At 54.8% G+C, this 16,668-nt stretch carries 15 protein-coding genes; 13 read left to right on the top strand and 2 right to left on the bottom strand.

What is annotated here, in order from left to right:
• Window positions 1-109 precede the first annotated feature (109 nt).
• The 3 genes from HMPREF9334_RS00385 to HMPREF9334_RS00395 all read left to right on the top strand — a co-directional run bounded on the left by HMPREF9334_RS00385 (window position 110) and on the right by HMPREF9334_RS00395 (window position 5,477).
• Window positions 110-2,161: a BglG family transcription antiterminator gene (locus HMPREF9334_RS00385; RefSeq protein ID WP_006691526.1), complete on the top strand. Its 2,052-nt coding sequence runs from the start codon at window positions 110-112 to the stop codon at window positions 2,159-2,161.
• Window positions 2,162-2,191: 30 nt separating this feature from the next.
• On the top strand, window positions 2,192-4,090 hold the full coding sequence (locus tag HMPREF9334_RS00390) for a PTS mannitol transporter subunit IICBA (RefSeq protein WP_039957053.1): 1,899 nt from the start codon (window positions 2,192-2,194) through the stop codon (window positions 4,088-4,090).
• Window positions 4,091-4,325: 235 nt separating this feature from the next.
• Window positions 4,326-5,477, top strand: coding sequence for a mannitol-1-phosphate 5-dehydrogenase (locus HMPREF9334_RS00395; RefSeq protein WP_006691528.1), 1,152 nt, complete (start codon window positions 4,326-4,328; stop codon window positions 5,475-5,477).
• Window positions 5,478-5,557: 80 nt separating this feature from the next.
• On the opposite strand, the gene HMPREF9334_RS00400 is transcribed toward HMPREF9334_RS00395, so the two are convergent.
• Entirely contained in the window at window positions 5,558-5,959 is a 402-nt protein-coding gene (locus HMPREF9334_RS00400; RefSeq protein ID WP_006691529.1) for a DUF7674 family protein, read from the bottom strand.
• A 9-nt stretch (window positions 5,960-5,968) separates the two neighbouring features.
• Entirely contained in the window at window positions 5,969-6,739 is a 771-nt protein-coding gene (locus HMPREF9334_RS00405; RefSeq protein ID WP_006691530.1) for a DeoR/GlpR family DNA-binding transcription regulator, read from the bottom strand.
• A gap of 202 nt (window positions 6,740-6,941) precedes the next feature.
• Between HMPREF9334_RS00405 and HMPREF9334_RS00410 the strand changes: the two genes are divergently transcribed.
• From HMPREF9334_RS00410 to ccsA (HMPREF9334_RS00455), 10 genes are all read left to right on the top strand, one after another.
• Entirely contained in the window at window positions 6,942-7,631 is a 690-nt protein-coding gene (locus tag HMPREF9334_RS00410; protein WP_006691531.1) for a ribulose-phosphate 3-epimerase, read from the top strand.
• Between the two features lie 19 nt (window positions 7,632-7,650).
• Window positions 7,651-8,208, top strand: a complete 558-nt coding sequence (gene hxlB / locus HMPREF9334_RS00415) for a 6-phospho-3-hexuloisomerase (protein WP_039957188.1) — start codon at window positions 7,651-7,653, stop codon at window positions 8,206-8,208.
• Window positions 8,209-8,235: 27 nt separating this feature from the next.
• The gene (locus HMPREF9334_RS00420) at window positions 8,236-9,651 is read left to right on the top strand and encodes a PTS mannitol transporter subunit IIBC (protein WP_006691533.1); all 1,416 of its coding nucleotides are present in this window, start codon (window positions 8,236-8,238) and stop codon (window positions 9,649-9,651) included.
• 370 nt (window positions 9,652-10,021) lie between these two features.
• Window positions 10,022-10,984 (top strand): type I phosphomannose isomerase catalytic subunit, encoded by a 963-nt coding sequence (locus HMPREF9334_RS00425; protein ID WP_006691534.1) that lies wholly within the window; start codon window positions 10,022-10,024, stop codon window positions 10,982-10,984.
• 49 nt (window positions 10,985-11,033) lie between these two features.
• Window positions 11,034-12,023, top strand: coding sequence for an aldo/keto reductase (locus HMPREF9334_RS00430; protein ID WP_006691535.1), 990 nt, complete (start codon window positions 11,034-11,036; stop codon window positions 12,021-12,023).
• A 240-nt stretch (window positions 12,024-12,263) separates the two neighbouring features.
• A complete protein-coding gene (locus HMPREF9334_RS00435; RefSeq protein WP_006691536.1) occupies window positions 12,264-12,905 on the top strand; it encodes an ABC transporter ATP-binding protein in 642 nt (213 codons plus the stop codon).
• The gene (locus HMPREF9334_RS00440; protein WP_006691537.1) at window positions 12,862-13,518 is read left to right on the top strand and encodes a heme exporter protein CcmB; all 657 of its coding nucleotides are present in this window, start codon (window positions 12,862-12,864) and stop codon (window positions 13,516-13,518) included. Before HMPREF9334_RS00435 ends, HMPREF9334_RS00440 begins: the two co-directional genes overlap by 44 nt.
• 13 nt (window positions 13,519-13,531) lie before the next feature.
• A complete protein-coding gene (ccsA, locus tag HMPREF9334_RS00445) occupies window positions 13,532-14,149 on the top strand; it encodes a cytochrome c biogenesis protein CcsA (RefSeq protein WP_006691538.1) in 618 nt (205 codons plus the stop codon).
• Window positions 14,142-14,516, top strand: a complete 375-nt coding sequence (locus tag HMPREF9334_RS00450; protein WP_006691539.1) for a cytochrome c maturation protein CcmE domain-containing protein — start codon at window positions 14,142-14,144, stop codon at window positions 14,514-14,516. Before ccsA (HMPREF9334_RS00445) ends, HMPREF9334_RS00450 begins: the two co-directional genes overlap by 8 nt.
• Window positions 14,513-16,645 (top strand): cytochrome c biogenesis protein CcsA, encoded by a 2,133-nt coding sequence (gene ccsA, locus HMPREF9334_RS00455; RefSeq protein ID WP_006691540.1) that lies wholly within the window; start codon window positions 14,513-14,515, stop codon window positions 16,643-16,645. Before HMPREF9334_RS00450 ends, ccsA (HMPREF9334_RS00455) begins: the two co-directional genes overlap by 4 nt.
• The last annotated feature ends 23 nt before the right edge of the window (window positions 16,646-16,668 follow it).

The raw sequence follows: 16,668 nt of genomic DNA on the forward strand, positions 1-16,668 counted from the left end.
CTTTTTATTTGTCTACAGCCCTTCATGACAAAGGGCAAGGTCTTTTCGTTGCAAGTATGAATGCCATTCGTTATAATAAAAATGTCAACGGTCGAAAGGAGGCGGACAGATGGAACTGACAGCGCGTATGCGGGCGATTCTGTCCGTGCTCCTCACCGCAGACGGCTATGTACCCGCCGAGCGCATCGCCTCTGCCCTCGATGTCAGCGCACGCACCATTACTCGTGAGATGCACGGGCTTGAGATGGCACTGATGCCGTACGGCATCACACTTCTCAGGCGCACGGGCGCGGGCTTTATGCTGACGGGGGATAAGGCAGATCTGACGCGGCTAAGGACGCAGATCTCCAAGACAAATGTACGCGGGGAACTGACCCCCGATCAGCGGCGTTCGATTCTCGTGACGCGTCTCCTCATGGCGGATGAGCCGCTCAAACTCTTTGCTCTGGCACGCATTCTGGACGTGACGGACAGTACCGTCAGTCACGACCTCGATCGGCTTCAGCCATTTCTGGCGGAGCAGGGAATCACGCTCGTACGCCGTCCGGGACTTGGGGTTTACGTCGAGGGGGCGGAGCGGGACATCCGCAGTGCACTCGTTCGCATCATCCACGATCATGTGGATGAAGTGGATCTGCTCGCGCTCGTCGCCGACGACGGTGCGGAGGGGGCGGCATCGGCGGCGGATCGGGTTCTGCTCGGTCTCGTCGACGGAGCACAGATACGGACGATTGATGATATCGTTGCCGAGGAGACGCACGGGCGGGATATTCCCGATACCGCGCGTGTCGGGCTGGTCGTCCATCTCGCGCTCGCCGTGCGGCGCATGCAGCAGCACGATGCGATTGTGATGGATGCGGGGACGCTCGGAGAGCTGCGCCGCACGGAGGAGTTCGCGGCAGCGCGCATGATTGCGGCGCAGTTGGGCGCAGCATTTGCTCTCTCCGTCCCCGAGGCAGAGATCGGCTACATCACGATGCACCTCCTCGGTGCGCGTGGTACGGCTCTCCCTGCAGGAGCAGGGCGGGTGGACAACTTTCGCCTCGTACAGATCGCGCAGTCGATTATGCGTCTTGCCTCCGAAAAGAGCGGTGCGCCCCTCATCAGAAGCCGTACACTGCTCTCCGGTCTGGTGAATCACCTCGCCCCGGCACTGCATCGGCTGAAACTCCACATGGATATCCGCAATCCTCTGCTCGTAGAGGTGGAGGCGGAGCATCCGGAACTCATGGAGCTCGCGCGGTACTCCACGCGTATGATGGAGGAGGAGGTTGGAACACCGCTTCCCGCCGATGAGACTGCGTATATTGCCATTCATATCGGCGCAGCGCTGACGGAGGCGGGTGGGGATCGCCCCGTTGTGCGCGTGCTCGTCGCGTGCCCTACGGGACTTGGGACGAGCCGTCTGCTCGCAAGCCGCATCCGCCGTGCCTACGATCGCATCCGCGTGGTGGGGGAGATCTCCTCCCTCGCACTCACGGCACAGGAGATCACACGCCGCGCCGTCGACTTCGTTGTATCGACCGTTCCGCTCCCGCCGCTCCCCGTGCCCGTCGTCGTCGCGAGTGCGTTTCTGACCGCATCCGATCGGGCGCGGATCGATACTGTACTCGCCGCTTGTGTGCCGCGGTCTGCTATTGAGACGCAGGAAAAGCCGCGGTTTAGCGAGGCGATGGCGGAGATTCATTGTCTGAGCGGTGCGATTTATGAGCTGCTTACAGGCTTTCGACTGCGTGTGGATGTACGGGTGCAGACACTGCCGCAGCTGGCAGATGCGGCGGCGCAGCTCCTTGTATCGGAGAGTGCGGCGGATGTTGCAGCAGCACTTCTCCGACGTGAGGAAATCGCGCCCACATGGGTCGCGCCGCAGATGATTTTGCTTCACACAGAGGCATCTGTGCTATGCACACCACAGATCGGCGTTCTTCGTCTCGCCCAGCCGCTTCCCTACGGGGCGGACACAGTGCATACGGCACTCGTTATGCTTGCTCCGACAGAGACGGCAGCGGCAAAGCAGCTCCTTGGGGTGATCTCGGCGCAGATTGCGGAGCGGCCGAGCTTCACGGATATCCTCGCACATGGGGACGCAGATGAGATGCGCCGTACACTGGAATACGTTTTTGAAGAGCATTTTCGTGAAAGATTGGAAGAGCTCTTGTAGATAATTTTTTATTTTAGAAGGGGGATTATGATGGGTAAACAAGGTGGAGGTGCACAGGAGGCCATGCAGAAGTTTGGCCGCTTCCTGTCCGGAATGGTGATGCCGAACATCGGCGCATTTATTGCGTGGGGCTTTCTGACGGCGCTGTTCATCCCGACGGGGTGGATGCCGAACGAATACCTTGCGCAGGTCGGCGGTCCGATGAGCAAGTGGCTGATTCCTCTGCTGATCGGCTACAGCGGCGGCGCAGCAATCTATGGACATCGCGGCGGTGTCATGGCGGCGATTGCCACGTCTGGCATCATCGCGGGCTCGGACATCCCGATGTTCCTCGGTGCAATGATTATGGGACCTCTGGGCGGCTGCATCATCAAGAAATTTGACGATGCCATCCGCGACAGCATTCCGGGCGGCTTTGAGATGCTGGTCAACAACTTCTCGCTCGGCATTCTCGGCGGCATCCTTGCGATGATTGCCTACGCCGTCGTCGGCCCCGTGGTCGGCGGTGCGAATGACATCCTGCGCAGCGGTGTGGAGGGAATTGTTGCGATGGGGCTTCTGCCGCTCGCATCCATTATCATCGAGCCGGCAAAGGTGCTCTTCCTCAACAACGCACTCAACCACGGCGTACTCAGTCCGCTCGGCATTCAGCAGGCACAGGAATACGGCAAGTCCATGTTCTTCCTGCTTGAGGCGAATCCGGGCCCCGGTTTCGGCATTCTGCTTGCCTATTGGCTCTTCGGTAAGGGGATGGCAAAGTCGTCCTCGCCCGGCGCAATGATCATTCACGTTCTCGGTGGTATTCACGAAATCTACTTCCCGTACATCCTCATGAAGCCGATCCTCATTGTTGCGGCGATTGCAGGCGGTATGTCCGGTGTGTTCACGCTCGGACTCCTCGGCGGCGGCCTGATTGCACCGTCCTCCCCGGGCTCGATCTTCGCGATCATCGCCATGACGCCGAACGGCTCGGCACTCTTTGCAAACCTCTCGGCGTTCGCCGTTGCGACGGCGGTTTCCTGCGCGGTTGCCTCTGTCTTTATCAAGATGTCGAAGGATGTCGAGGAGGATTCGCTTGAGGCGGCACGCGAGAGCATGGCGGACATGAAGAATCGCGGTAAGGAGCTCCCCGCAGAGAAGAAGGTTGCGGGCAAGGATCTGAAGGTCATCGTCTACGCCTGTGACGCGGGCATGGGGTCGTCCGCACTCGGTGCGGCGGCACTCCGCAAGAAGCTCAAGAAGGACGGCTATACGGACATCTCCGTCACGAACTGCGCCATCGGCGCAATTCCCGCTGAGGCACAGCTCGTCATCTCACATGAAAAGCTCGCGGAACGTGCGCTTGCAGACTCGCCGCAGGCAGAGCACATCTGGGTGCGCGACTTTACGCAGAACAATGTCTATGAGATTGTCACGGCGCGTCTGAAAGAAGCGTCTGTCAAGGCAGGTACACCGGCATCCGATGCGGAAGCCGAGGCGACTGATACCGTCAGCGCGGGCGTTCTGCTCAAGGAGAATGTCAAGGTCGGTCTCCCGAGCGTCAGCCGCGAGGATGCAGTCACGGCAGCGGGCAGGATGCTCGTGGCGAGCGGCTACGTCGACGAGGGCTATGTGCAGGGGATGCTCAACCGCGAGCAGGATCTCTCGACCTACATCGGCAAGGGCATCGCGATCCCGCACGGCGAGAATGCGGTCAAGGACACGATCAAGAAGACAGGCATCGTCGTCTGTCAGTATCCCGAGGGGGTTAAGTTCGGCGATGAGACAGCACATCTCGTCATCGGCATTGCGGGTGTCGGCAACGACCACCTTGCCATCCTCGCGAACATTGCGACGATGGTCGGCGACTACACGGATGAGCAGCTCGCAGAGCTCTTCAAGACTAAGAGTGCCGAGGAGCTTTACGAGGTCTTTACAAAGGCAGATTGAGAAAATATACAGACGTGCATGCTCCACGCAAACACTTAGTTGCGTAAGCGTTCGTGCGCTTGTACGCTCAAATACCGTCGGACTTCTTAAACGCGCTGCGCTTGAACGAAAGAAATCCGACGGGGCGTACCGCTCACTTTTCCCGCTTACTCCACTAGGGTTTGCTTAGGAGCATCGCAGTCTCCATTTTCCCGTGACATTTATCATAAATCTGGAAAGCTGAAAGGAGATTTCGATGAAACAGGCAATCCATTTCGGCGGCGGCAACATCGGCCGCGGCTTTATCGGGGAACTGCTCGTGCGTTCGGGCTATGAGGTCACATTTGTCGATGTTGCGGAGACACTGGTTGATGAGATCAACGCGCGCCGCTCCTATGATATCGAGGTGGTCGGAAGCGTACCGAAGACCATTCACGTTGAGCACGTCAAGGCGATCAACAGCAATGTGAATCTCGAGGAACTGCTGGATGCATTTGTCACGGCGGATATCGTGACCACCGCCATCGGACCAAACATCTTGAAGTTTATTGCGCCGAACATCGCAAAGGGGCTTGTACGCCGCGTTGAGAAGAACGAGACGCCGCTCAACATCATTGCATGTGAGAATATGGTGGGCGGCTCGACCGTCCTCAAGAACTTTGTCTATGAACATCTGGACGATACAGTCAAGGACAAGGTCGCGCGCTGCATCGGATTCCCCGACGCTGCCGTTGACCGCATCGTACCGATTCAGCACAACGAGGATCCCCTGCTCGTGAAGGTCGAGCCGTTCTGCGAATGGGATGTCGACCGAACGGGCGTGGTTGGCGCAGAGCCGCAGATCGAGGGGCTGACGTGGGTGGACAATCTCGAAGCCTACATCGAGCGCAAGCTCTTCTCCGTCAACACGGGGCACGCCTCCATTGCCTATATGGCGTATCTGAAAGGACTTGAGGATATCGCCTCAGCAATGAAGGATGAGGCGATCGTTTCCTTCGTCCGTCGCGTCTGGGCAGAGTCGAGTGAACTGCTCATTGAGAAATTCGGCTTTGATCGTGAGCAGCTTGCAGCATACATCCGCACGGCAGAGGAGCGGTTTAAGAATCCGCACCTCTCCGACGCTGTGACGCGCGTCGCACGTGGACCGAAGCGCAAGCTCGGCGCAAAGGATCGCCTCGTCTCGCCGGCAGCGCAGCTCATGGAGCGCGGCAAAAAGCCAGAGGCACTGGCAACCGTCATTGCTGCAGCCCTCCATTTCGACTATGCGGATGATCCAGAGGCGGTTGAGGTGCAGAGCTATATAAAGGAGCATGGACTCCAAGAGGCGATTACGCATTTCACGGAAGTCCCCGCAGGTACGGAACTCTTCAACCTCATCCTTGAGAAGAATGCAGCATTGAAGAAGTAATATTGAATGTAATGCCCCCGATCGATTAGATCAAAGTTTCTAATCGATCGGGGGCATTTTGTTGTTCTTGTGCGTTTACGTCATATTTTTTCATTTTTCATCAAAGGTGGGATGCCGCTCATGAGAATATTTTCACCCAGTACTTCATCGTTGATATAGTCAATGAATTCTTGTGAGATATGTCTGCCGAAAGACTTCCACATTTGTTCATGATCAGAGATGCTTTCAAGGATGGTTACATCGATCACATTTCTGACTTCATCATCACCATTTTCCCATAGAGATTGGATTAGCTTGCAATATTTCTGAAATGTTTCACTCTCTGAATCCACACTGAAATCCTTTTCTATTGGAATGGTTATGGCCTCGATTGCAAAAACGTGAGCCAGCACAGTCCCATAGTCCCTGATATGCTCTTTGTAATACGGTTTGTTTTCTGGAAATACATCTGTGACGTAATTTGCCATTTCTACAATGTTCATGATGATTCTCTATGCTTCGTTGACTTTATGTATTTTGACGCGCTTTGAAAGAGCTCGTTCCTCTTTGTCACGCAGCCCCATATCCGTAATTAGGAGGTCAATATCCTTCCATGAGGTGTACTCTACAACTGCTGTCGAGCGAGCCTTCGCGCTGTGGGCGAGAACCATATTTGTGCGTGTGTTGCGGATGACCGTCTTTTTGACCTCGGCATCTGTGAAATCAATAGATGTTGGACCATTATGTCCATGGAAGCCGCTCGAGCCGAGAAATGCAATGTCCATGTGAACCTTTTCAAGAAATGAGGTTGCGCCGAATCCAACCAATGACATTGTTGTCGCACTTAGGAGACCGCCACACATATGGACTTGATTTTCGCTTTCTGCCAACATATTTGCGACACTGAGGGAGTTCGTAAAAATGGTTAAATTCTTTCGCAGGTACAGCAGCTTCGCCAAACATAGATTTGTGCTGCCGGAGTCAATAAAGATAACGGCATCGTCCTCGATCAGTGTCGCCGCATACTCAGCAATCAGCTGCTTTTGCTCCATCGCCTCCATTGTACGGTCTTTCAGAGGTCGTTCCATACGCTCCAATACGGAGAGTGCACCGCCGTGGCTTTTCTTGATGATGCCGAACTGTTCGAGATAGATCAGATCCTTTCGTATTGTTTCCTTGGATACGGAGAACTGCTCCATCAGATCACTGACCTTGATACTGCCGTTCGTGACAATGCTCTCTGCAATTTTATTGCGTCGTTCTTCTGTTAAAAAACGTGCCATATATGCCTCCTGTTATTCATTACATCTATTGTAGCAAATATTTTCAAAGGATACCATTCTTTTCTAAAACCCAGAAACGACAACTAGTATAAAATAAAAGACAATAAAAAACAACTTTTTAATTGACAAAAATAGCGAAATAGAATAAACTGTAAAAACAAGAAAGGACAATTATATAATTGCTTAAAATTGGAGATGTAAGATGCTGAAAAAAAGAGAGATCACCATAGCACCATCGCTGATCTGCGCCGACCTGTGTAATCTGGAGCGCGAGGTACGAACCTTGGAGGAGGCTGGAATCACTACGCTTCATGTGGACTTTGTCGAACCTCATTTTAGTCCAAGTATGCCGATCGGGTTGGATATCATTCGGCAGCTTCGTCCACGTACAAAGTTGGCGTTTGATGTTCACGTCATGACACTGATGAATGAGTTCTTCATTCACGAGCTTATCGACATCGGCGTTGAGAGCATTGTTTTTCACGTTGAGACAGAGCGTCATATCGAAAAGATGCTGCAAATTATTCGCGGCGCCGGAATCAAGGCAGGCGTTGCACTGAATCCAGCCACACCGCTCAATGTTCTTGACTACATTGCGCCGGAATTGGACTACGTTCTGCTCATGCTCATCAATCCGGGCTATGCCGGTACTGCGGGAGAGGAGCGCGTTTCCTATGCGGCAGAGAAGATTCGTGACTGCCGCTGCAAACTGGATGCGCATGAGAGCAAAGCACGTATTGTGATTGATGGCAGAATATCGTTCGATGTGATTCCGGACTTTGTGAAAGCCGGTGCGGATGTGCTGGTTGGGGGCAGTGGGAGCGTATTTCGCAAGGGATACAGTTATGCGGAGAACTGCCGTGTACTCAGAGAATTGCTCATGTCTGTGTGAGCAGAGGGAGGAGAGAATGATGAATTATGCAGAAGCATCCGCTCTTGTTTTGGAGGAATGCCGTACAGCGCTTTCCCGCATTGAAGAACGGCAGACGGAGGAATTCATCGAGCGCATTACGGGTGCGCGCAAGGTTTTCTGTGTCGGCATCGGTCGTGTGAAACTGTCGCTCGAGGCATTCGCAAAGCGTATGTGCCACTTCGGCATTGACATCCACATCGTAGGGGATATCACCGAACCTGCGATGTCGGAGGAGGATGTCCTCATCGTCGGTTCGGGCAGCGGTTCCTCAATTATTCCCGTCGGCATTGCGCAGAAAGCAAAGTCGCTCGGTGGAACGATCATTCACATTGGCTCGAATCCGAACAGCCCGCTTGCGCCTATCACCGATCTCATGGTACGTATCCCTGTGCAGACAAAGCTGTATCTCGCAGATGAGATCCGCTCACAGCAGCCGATGTCCAGTCTGTTTGAACAGACGCTTTTTCTCTGGGGGGATACAGTTGCCTGTCTGATTGCACAGCGTCGTCATATGGTGGGAAAAGAGCTGTGGCAGTATCACGCAAATCTGGAATAGAAACGTGAGATGAAAGGAGAATCGGAGATGAAATCCAATTTTCGGGCAAAGGTCCAAGCGTTCGGAGGCTTCCTGACGGCAATGGTGATTCCAAATATGGGGGCATTCATTGCATGGGGCTTCATCACTGCATTGTTTATTCCGACCGGTTGGATGCCGAATGAGAAGTTTGCAACTCTCGTCGGACCAATGGTCAGTATGTTGTTGCCACTTCTGTTGGCGTATGCCGGAGGAAAACTTATCTATGATGTGCGTGGCGGGATCGCAGGTACCATCGGTACGATTGGTCTGATTGTCGGTGCTGAGATCCCGATGTTCCTCGGCGCAATGATTATGGGGCCACTTAGTGCATGGGTCGTGAAGCGCGTGGATGGTGTTTTGGAGAAGCACATTCCGACAGGCTTTGAAATGCTGATTAACAACTTCTCACTCGGCATTCTCGGATTTGTCCTGTGCCTTTTGTCCAACACCATCATTGGTCCTGCGGTACAGGAGGCAAACGCTCTCATCAGTGCTGCGATTCAAGCCCTTGTCAGCACGGGGATTCTCCCGCTCCTGTCGCTTGTCAATGAGCCGGCAAAGGTACTCTTTCTTAACAACGTCATCGATCAGGGGGTGTACTATCCGCTCGGTATGCAGCATGCCGCAGAGAGCGGCAAGTCCATTTATTTCATGCTTGCCTCGAATCCTGGTGCGGGGCTCGGACTTCTTCTCGCCTATGCCGTCTTTGGAAAGGGGGCGTCGAAGAGTACAGCACCGGGCGCGATCATCATCCACTTTCTCGGCGGTATTCACGAGATGTACTTCCCCTATGTGCTGATGAAGCCGATCACGATTCTCGCCATGATCGGTGGCGCAGCTTGCGGCATTATGACGTTCCAGTTCTTTGATGCGGGATTGGTCGCGGGACCCTCCCCCGGATCTATCTTTGCGTATCTTGCATTGACGCCGAAGGGGAATTTTATCGGTGTGATTGCGGGCGTTACAGTTGCGACACTTGTCAGCTTCCTTATTACCAGCGTTATCCTTAAGCTGTCCAATAAAGAGGATGAGGATGTTCTTAGCGCATCGGCAGCTCAGTCTGCTCAGATGAAGGCAGAGGGGCTGGATTTCCTGCAAAAGACGATGGGAAGTGCAACTGCCAAAGATACAAGGTATTCGTTTATCGCATTTGCGTGCGATGCAGGCATGGGGAGCAGCGCGATGGGTGCGAGTACGATGCGCCGAGCACTCTCAAAAGCCGGACTTGACCTTCATGTCGAGCATTTTGCTATCGAAAAGATTCCGCCGGAGGCAGATGTCATCGTTGTTCATGAAAAATTGGCAGATCGTGTAGGAATGGCAGTGCAGGGCAAGCGCATCATAACAATCCAAAATTACTTGGATGACCCTGCAATTCGTGCCTTGCAGGAAGAGATTGCAAAACAATACGGAAAAGCATAACAGAGCCGGCTTGTTCTGGTGACGAAGGATTGCTCGGAGTACGGGAGCTGTTTTACCTGTCGATTGACAATCTTTCTGCCTGTACTATGCGAAAGCAGTGCGCCTTCTTGTATCGCTGTTTGTCGTATGACTGTAAGAACCGATGATTCTGTATGAGGGAGCGGTACAAGAACTACTGCAGGGATTTCCGGCGGAAGTTTCGATGCTGCTGTTACAGTTTGAGCCCCTAAAAATCCTCTGATCGGTGTGTGTACATATTGCCGATCGGGGGATTTTTATTGTGCATTCATTCGTTCAAAAATACTTGAAAACCCATATGACATGATATAATCTATAAAAGAAATATCATCCATCGCTGTAGGGAGGAACTATGCGTTATCCGATGAAACTGATGCCGGTGCTTAAGGATTATATCTGGGGCGGGACGAAGCTGAAGCAGGAGTATGGGAAAGAGACGACGCTTCCGACAATTGCGGAGAGCTGGGAACTCTCGTGTCACAGAGACGGACCGTGTATCATCGCAAACGGTTCGGCGGCGGGGCAGACCCTTGCGGCGTGGTTGGAGGGCACACCGGAAGCTCTTGGTCGCCGTGCGGAGCACTTTCCCTATTTTCCATTGCTGATCAAACTGATCGACGCGAAGGATAGTCTCTCTGTGCAGGTGCATCCGGATGATGCCTATGCCATGCGCGTCGAAGGCGAGTATGGCAAGACGGAGATGTGGTACATTGTCGATGCAGAGGAGGGGGCGTGCCTTCTCTACGGTTTTCGCGCACCGATCACGCGGGAGGAGTTTGCTCGGCGGATTGCAGACGACACTCTGCTCGATGTGGTAAACCGTGTTCCCGTAAAAAAGGGGGATGTGTTCTTCATCCCTGCCGGAACCCTCCATGCCATCGGTAAGGGAATCGTTATTTGTGAGATTCAGCAGAGTTCCAATACAACGTATCGCATCTATGACTATGGACGTGTCGGAACGGATGGCTTGCCCCGCGCACTGCACATCGACAAGGCGGTCGATGTGACACGCCTCACACCGCCGCAGGAGCATTTTACGATGGCGCGACCGATGGATGTGTTCGCAGGAATGCAGGTGCGCCAGCTCGCCTCCTGTTCATATTTTACGGTATATGAGATTGTTGTCGAGGATCCGGCACAGCTTCGTGTCGGGGAGGAATCCTTTCAGTCCTTCACGGTGGTCGACGGAGCGGTGACGCTCTCTGCGGGGGAGAATGTTCTGCCGCTCCGAAAAGGTGAGAGTGTCTTTTTACCGGCGGGGCTTGGACGGTATGAACTCGCAGGGAGCGGACGAATCATCCTGAGTGAGATGTGATTTGCCGCATATGCAGTGTGCTTCATAGATACTTTGGAAAGGACGGATTATGAACTGCCGCAAACTTGGAAATCTCACCGTTTCGTCGGTTGGGCTTGGCTGCATGGGCATGAGTCAGAGCTACGGTGTGCCAGCCGACAAGAAGGCGATGCGTGAACTGATTGCCGCTGCCGTGGATATGGGCGTGACGCTCTTCGATACGGCGGAGGTGTACGGAACCCCCGATGATCCGCATGACAATGAAAAACTCGTTGGGGCGGCACTTGCGCCCTATCGCGACAAGGTTGTCCTAGCGACGAAGTTCGGCATTCACTTCGACATGAGCCTGTTGAAGCAGGGGAAAAGTCCGATTGTTCCCGATGCGCGTCCCGAAACCATCCATGCATCTGTGGACGCGTCACTGCGGAGACTTGGCACGGACTATATCGATCTCTACTATCAACACCGCGTTGACCCGCAGATCCCTGTCGAGGAGGTCGCGGGGGTGATGGGAGAGCTCATGCAGACAGGAAAGATTCGTCACTGGGGGATCTCTGAGGCGACGGAGGAGGACATTCGCCGTGCACACGCTGTCTGTCCGCTCACGGCAGTGCAGAATCGCTACTCCATGATGGCGCGTGCAAATGAATCGCTCTTTCCTGTGCTTGAGGAACGGAACATTGGCTTTGTCGCGTTCTCTCCGTTTGCGAACGGCGTGCTTACGGGTGCGTATGATAAAAACTCTGTGTTTGCAGCCGGAGATATGCGTGCGCGGATGCCTCAATTCAGTGCGGCGGCCATGGAGGAAAACGGTCAGCTGCTTACGCTTCTCCAAAACATCGCAGAGGAGAGAGGGGCGACATGCGGACAGATTGCGCTCGCATGGATGCTCTGTAAGAAGCCGTACATTGTGGCGATTCCGGGGACACGCAAACGCGTACGCCTCATAGAGAATGTGGGGGCTGCGGACATTGCACTCACGTCTGAGGAAGTTGCCGCGATTGATGCACGTTTGGAGACGATTCCTATGTCAGCTGTTTTTGGTGTCATACAAAACTAACTGTGACAAACATCACTGATCGGTGATAAATTTTATATATGCTGAAAAAATAATGAAGAAGCGGTCGGAATTTCACGATGAAGTTCCGATCGCTTCTTACATGCCTAATTATCAGTCGACATGAACAATATTCAACTTTGAAATAGCTTACAGCTATAGAAAAGACTAATATAAAATATGTATTTCATTTTTCTTTTATACCCGTGGTAAAATAAACAAAAGTTATGGAAGGGATAGCTCATGGTTGAAATTCGTTTGAACGATGTCAGTCAAATGTTTGAAGGGCGTGAAGTCTTGCATCAACTGACGCAATCCTTTCATGGCGGCAGTGTGACTGCCATCGCAGGGGCGAACGGGAGCGGAAAGTCGACGCTTCTGCGTCTCGCGGCACGGCTCATGCTCCCGACATCCGGGACAGTTGAGACCTTTTTGGACGGCATATCGATCCATGGCGCGGACTATCGCAGACTGCTCGCGATGGCGACACCGGAGATGGAGCTCTATACGCGCCTCACAGTACGTGAGAATCTCGCATTCCTACTCTCCGCACGCGGGGTTTCATGTGAGGAGGCGTATTTGCAGGAACTGCTCGCGCGTGTTGGACTGCCCGCAGAGGTTCTGACGCGCATGACGGGGCAGCTCTCGACAGGGATGCGCCAGCGTGTACGGCTCGCCGTCGTTCTCGGTGTGGATGCCGAGGTGTGGCTGCTCGATGAACCGGGCCTTGCCCTCGACGAACATGGACGTGCGTTGCTCCTCAATGAAACGCGCGCAGCGGCAAAGAGGGGGCGGCTCATCCTGTGGGCGACGAATGAACCGGAGGAAAGGAAGGCGGCGGATGCGTGCTTCGATCTTACGAGCGACACTCAATGTCGCCCGTAAAGAACTCCTCGACGGCATCCGTCTCCGCGCCGGCTATGTGACGATGGGGATGTTCGCACTGACGGTGATTGCCTTTCTGAGTATGTCGCTCGCGTGGGGGACGATGGATGTCCGCCTTGCGTCGGCACTCCTCTGGATCGTGATCTTCTTTGCGGCAACATTGCAGGGCGAGCGGCTCTTTGCGGAGGAGGCTGCAGCGGGGACGCTGCTCTTTCTGTGGATCTACGTTCCGGCACAGGCGGTTCTCTTCGGCAAGATGGCGGCGCATTTCATTACGCTTGTCGTACTTTCCGCATTCGTTCTTCCGCTCGTTATCATTCTGATGGATGCACCGCTTGTCCTCAATGCCTGCTTCGTCGGCACATTGTTTTTAGGGCTATGGGGCATGGCGGCGGCGGATACGCTGCTCGCGGCGGTCGCCGCAAATGCGAGTGTACGCGGGGGCCTCGTTCCTGTCCTGCTGCTCCCGTCCATGCTTCCGATTCTCTTGCCTGCGATCTCTCTGTCGGCGGGTGGGGGAGAGCCGGCGCTCTTGGGTGGTATGCTGATCTATGATATGGCACTCACCGTGGGTGCGTCGATGTTGTTTGATTCTCTCTGGATTGAGAGTTAGAGATGGGGGTCTCATGCTTGCCGGGGTGATTGCCGCTCTGACATTGGCTGTGCTCTACGCCGTGTTCTTCGTCGTCCCTCCTGCTGAGGGGCTGGGTGACTATGTTCGCATTGCTTTCTTCCACATCCCATGTGCTTGGGTTTCGGTCATCGCATTCTTCTGCGCCGCCTACTGGGGCGCACGTTATTTGAAAACACGTAATCTTCGCTATGATACAAAAAGTGCGCGGTCTGCTGTGCTCGGATTGGTCTTCACGCTTCTCGCCACGGGGAGCGGGGCAATCTTCTCAAAGCTCACATGGGGCGCGTATTGGAACTGGGATCCGCGGCAGACGACAATCTTTGTTCTGTTCCTCATCTATGGGGCCTATGTGACGCTCCGTATGACGATGCGGGACGAGCGTGCACGCGCCTCGTCGTCGGCGGTTTACGCACTCTTTTCCTTTATTGCGGTTCCGTTCCTTGTCTTTATCCTGCCGCGCATGTTTTTCTCGCTGCATCCGTCGCCCGTGCTCAACGGGGCGGGGCGCCTCGATATGGATGCGGTGATGCTCGGAACGCTCATATTATCGCTTGTCGATGTGACACTTATGTATGTTTGGCTGATGAAACGGGGGGATCGTCATGCGTAAATACTTCTTCGTCGTACTGATTCTTGGATTTATCGGATATGCGGGGTACTTCTTTGCGGACTCCGTGACCCCCTACGTCAGTGTTGCAGAGGCGCGTACCTCCGAGCGGAATGTGCAGGTCAAGGGGCTGCCCGACGACACTGTCGAGCCGCACATGGAGAACAATATGTTCGTGTTCTCCATCTCCGATGAGGAGACGGGCGAGACGATGCTCGTCCGATACAAGGGTGTAAAGCCCGATAACTTTGATGAAGCGTACCACGTTGTCGCGATTGGGAAATATACGGGCGATGCGTTCGCAGCGGACAAGCTGCTCATCAAATGCCCGTCGAAATATGAGGCGGAAAAAGGAAAGGTTCAGGTATGATCGGAACGTTATTCTTGGGTGCGGTTCTGTTCTTTGCCCTTGCTGCAGTGTTCTGTGAGACGCAGGGAAAAACAACCGAAGGACGGATCTGTGCAGCCCTAGCAGGGCTCGCATCGCTTGGTGCAGCGGCGTTCCTCTTCGTCATTATTCTGAACGATGATTTCAGCTACACCTACGTTATCAGTTACTCCTCCATCAGTCTGCCGCTGCTCTACAAGCTCTCCGCATTCTGGGCGGGGCAGCAGGGCTCATTTCTCCTCTGGCTCGTGATTCACGCCGTTGTCGGTGTTCTGATTGCACGCGAGGGGCGGATGACAGCGACGGGGCGCACGATCTACCACGCACTCACCGCCATGCTCGTCCTCCTCGTCCTCTTTAAGAGCCCCTTTGCTCCTGCAGAGACTGTTGCCATGGACGGGCACGGAATGAATCCGCTGCTGCAGGATCCGTGGATGGCGGTGCATCCGCCGATCATCTTTGTGGGCTATGCGCTGCTTGCAGTTCCGTTCGTCTACTCTCTTGAGAGCATGATAAAGGCACCGATGGACGGCAGTTTCCTCGCTCCGATGCGCCGCTGGACGCTCATCGCGTGGGCATTCCTCGGTGCTGGCATCTTCATCGGCGGATACTGGGCGTACAAGGTACTCGGATGGGGCGGCTACTGGGGCTGGGATCCCGTGGAGAACTCCTCGCTTGTCCCGTGGCTGCTCGCCTGTGTCCTGCTTCATCTGATCTCTGTTGCGCGCGGGCGGCACGGGGCATTCTACCTCGTCCATCTTGCGGCGATCTTCTCCTACGCATTTGTCCTCTATGGAACATTCCTCACGCGCAGCGGCATTCTCGGTGATTTTTCCGTTCATTCCTTTGCGGGCTCGGACATCGGTCTCTACATCGCCCTTGCCAATGCGGCTGTCCTGCTCTTCGGACTCGGCGTTCTGACCGTTCGGATTGAACGTCTGCCGAAGGGGGCGGTCTACGAGCAGCACCGCAGCCGAGACTTCCTCGTCCTGCTCGGGATGCTTCTCATCGTATTCATCGTCGCTGTCGTATTCTTCGGAATGTCCATGCCGCTCATCTCCGGGCTGCTCGGAGAGAGTGCGGCGGTCGATACGAGTTACTATGTGCGTACCTCGCTGCCGATTGCGGTGCCGCTGGCGCTTCTCATGGCACTCGGCGTACTTCTGCCCTACGGCAGTGGACGCGTCGCACGGCCTGTGTGGATCTTCGTGATCTCCGTGGGCGGCGGCGTTCTCGCGGGGCTGGTCGGAGTCACGGATATTCCGTCGGTTCTGCTCTCCACCTTTGCCCTCCTTGCCGCACTTGCTGCCATTGAGGCATTTCGCCGTCAACGCATTGGTCTGGGCGGGATGGTCGCCCACGTTGGCACGGGACTTGCGCTGCTCGCCTTTATTCTCTCGGGGTCGGGCAGTCAGACAACGACGGTCACACTCATCCCTGACGAGCCGCAGGAGGTCTATGGACACACGATCATCTATCGTGGACAGTCCTTTGCCGAGAGTGGCAGTGAGAAGTCCTACCGCTATGAGGTGGACGGAAGTCTGTGCGAGGCAGTGACAAAGCTGCGTGCAAACGGTGAGGATGCGGCACGTGAGCCTGCAATTGCAAGAAGCCTTGTGGGCGATCTCTATATCGCACCGTCGCCGACCTCGGCGGAGCGTGCCGAGCTGATCCTCCATCGAGGCAAGACTGTCATGGATGAGGGGGACTATGCCTATCGCTACGAATCCATCGCGTTTGAGCCGCAGGGCGGCGGCAAGACCCTCGTCACGGCGCAGATTGCGCTGACGGACGGCGAGGAAGTTGATGATGCCGCACCCACGATCCTTGCGACGGAGACGGGGGGGACATCCCAGCCGATCGAAGTGATGAACGGCAAGTTCCGCATTCGTCTCACGGGTGTCTCGGCGGATGAACGCGACATACGGATCGAGATCCTGCCCTCTGTGGCAGAGGAGGCGGCACTTCCCGTTCCTGCCTCGGTCAGTACGAAGCCCGGCATCTCCATCCTTTGGCTCGCCTGTGTTCTTGTGACTGTCGGTGGTCTCCTGGCAGCCACACAGGTGGTAAGTCCCGTCAAAGGAGGTGGATCGGAAAAGCGGTCTGAGTGAGAAATCATAGAAGGGAGGAAGGA

The sequence above is a fragment of the Centipeda infelix ATCC 43532 genome (assembly GCF_000234095.1).
Taxonomy (GTDB): Bacteria; Bacillota; Negativicutes; order Selenomonadales; family Selenomonadaceae; genus Centipeda; species Centipeda infelix.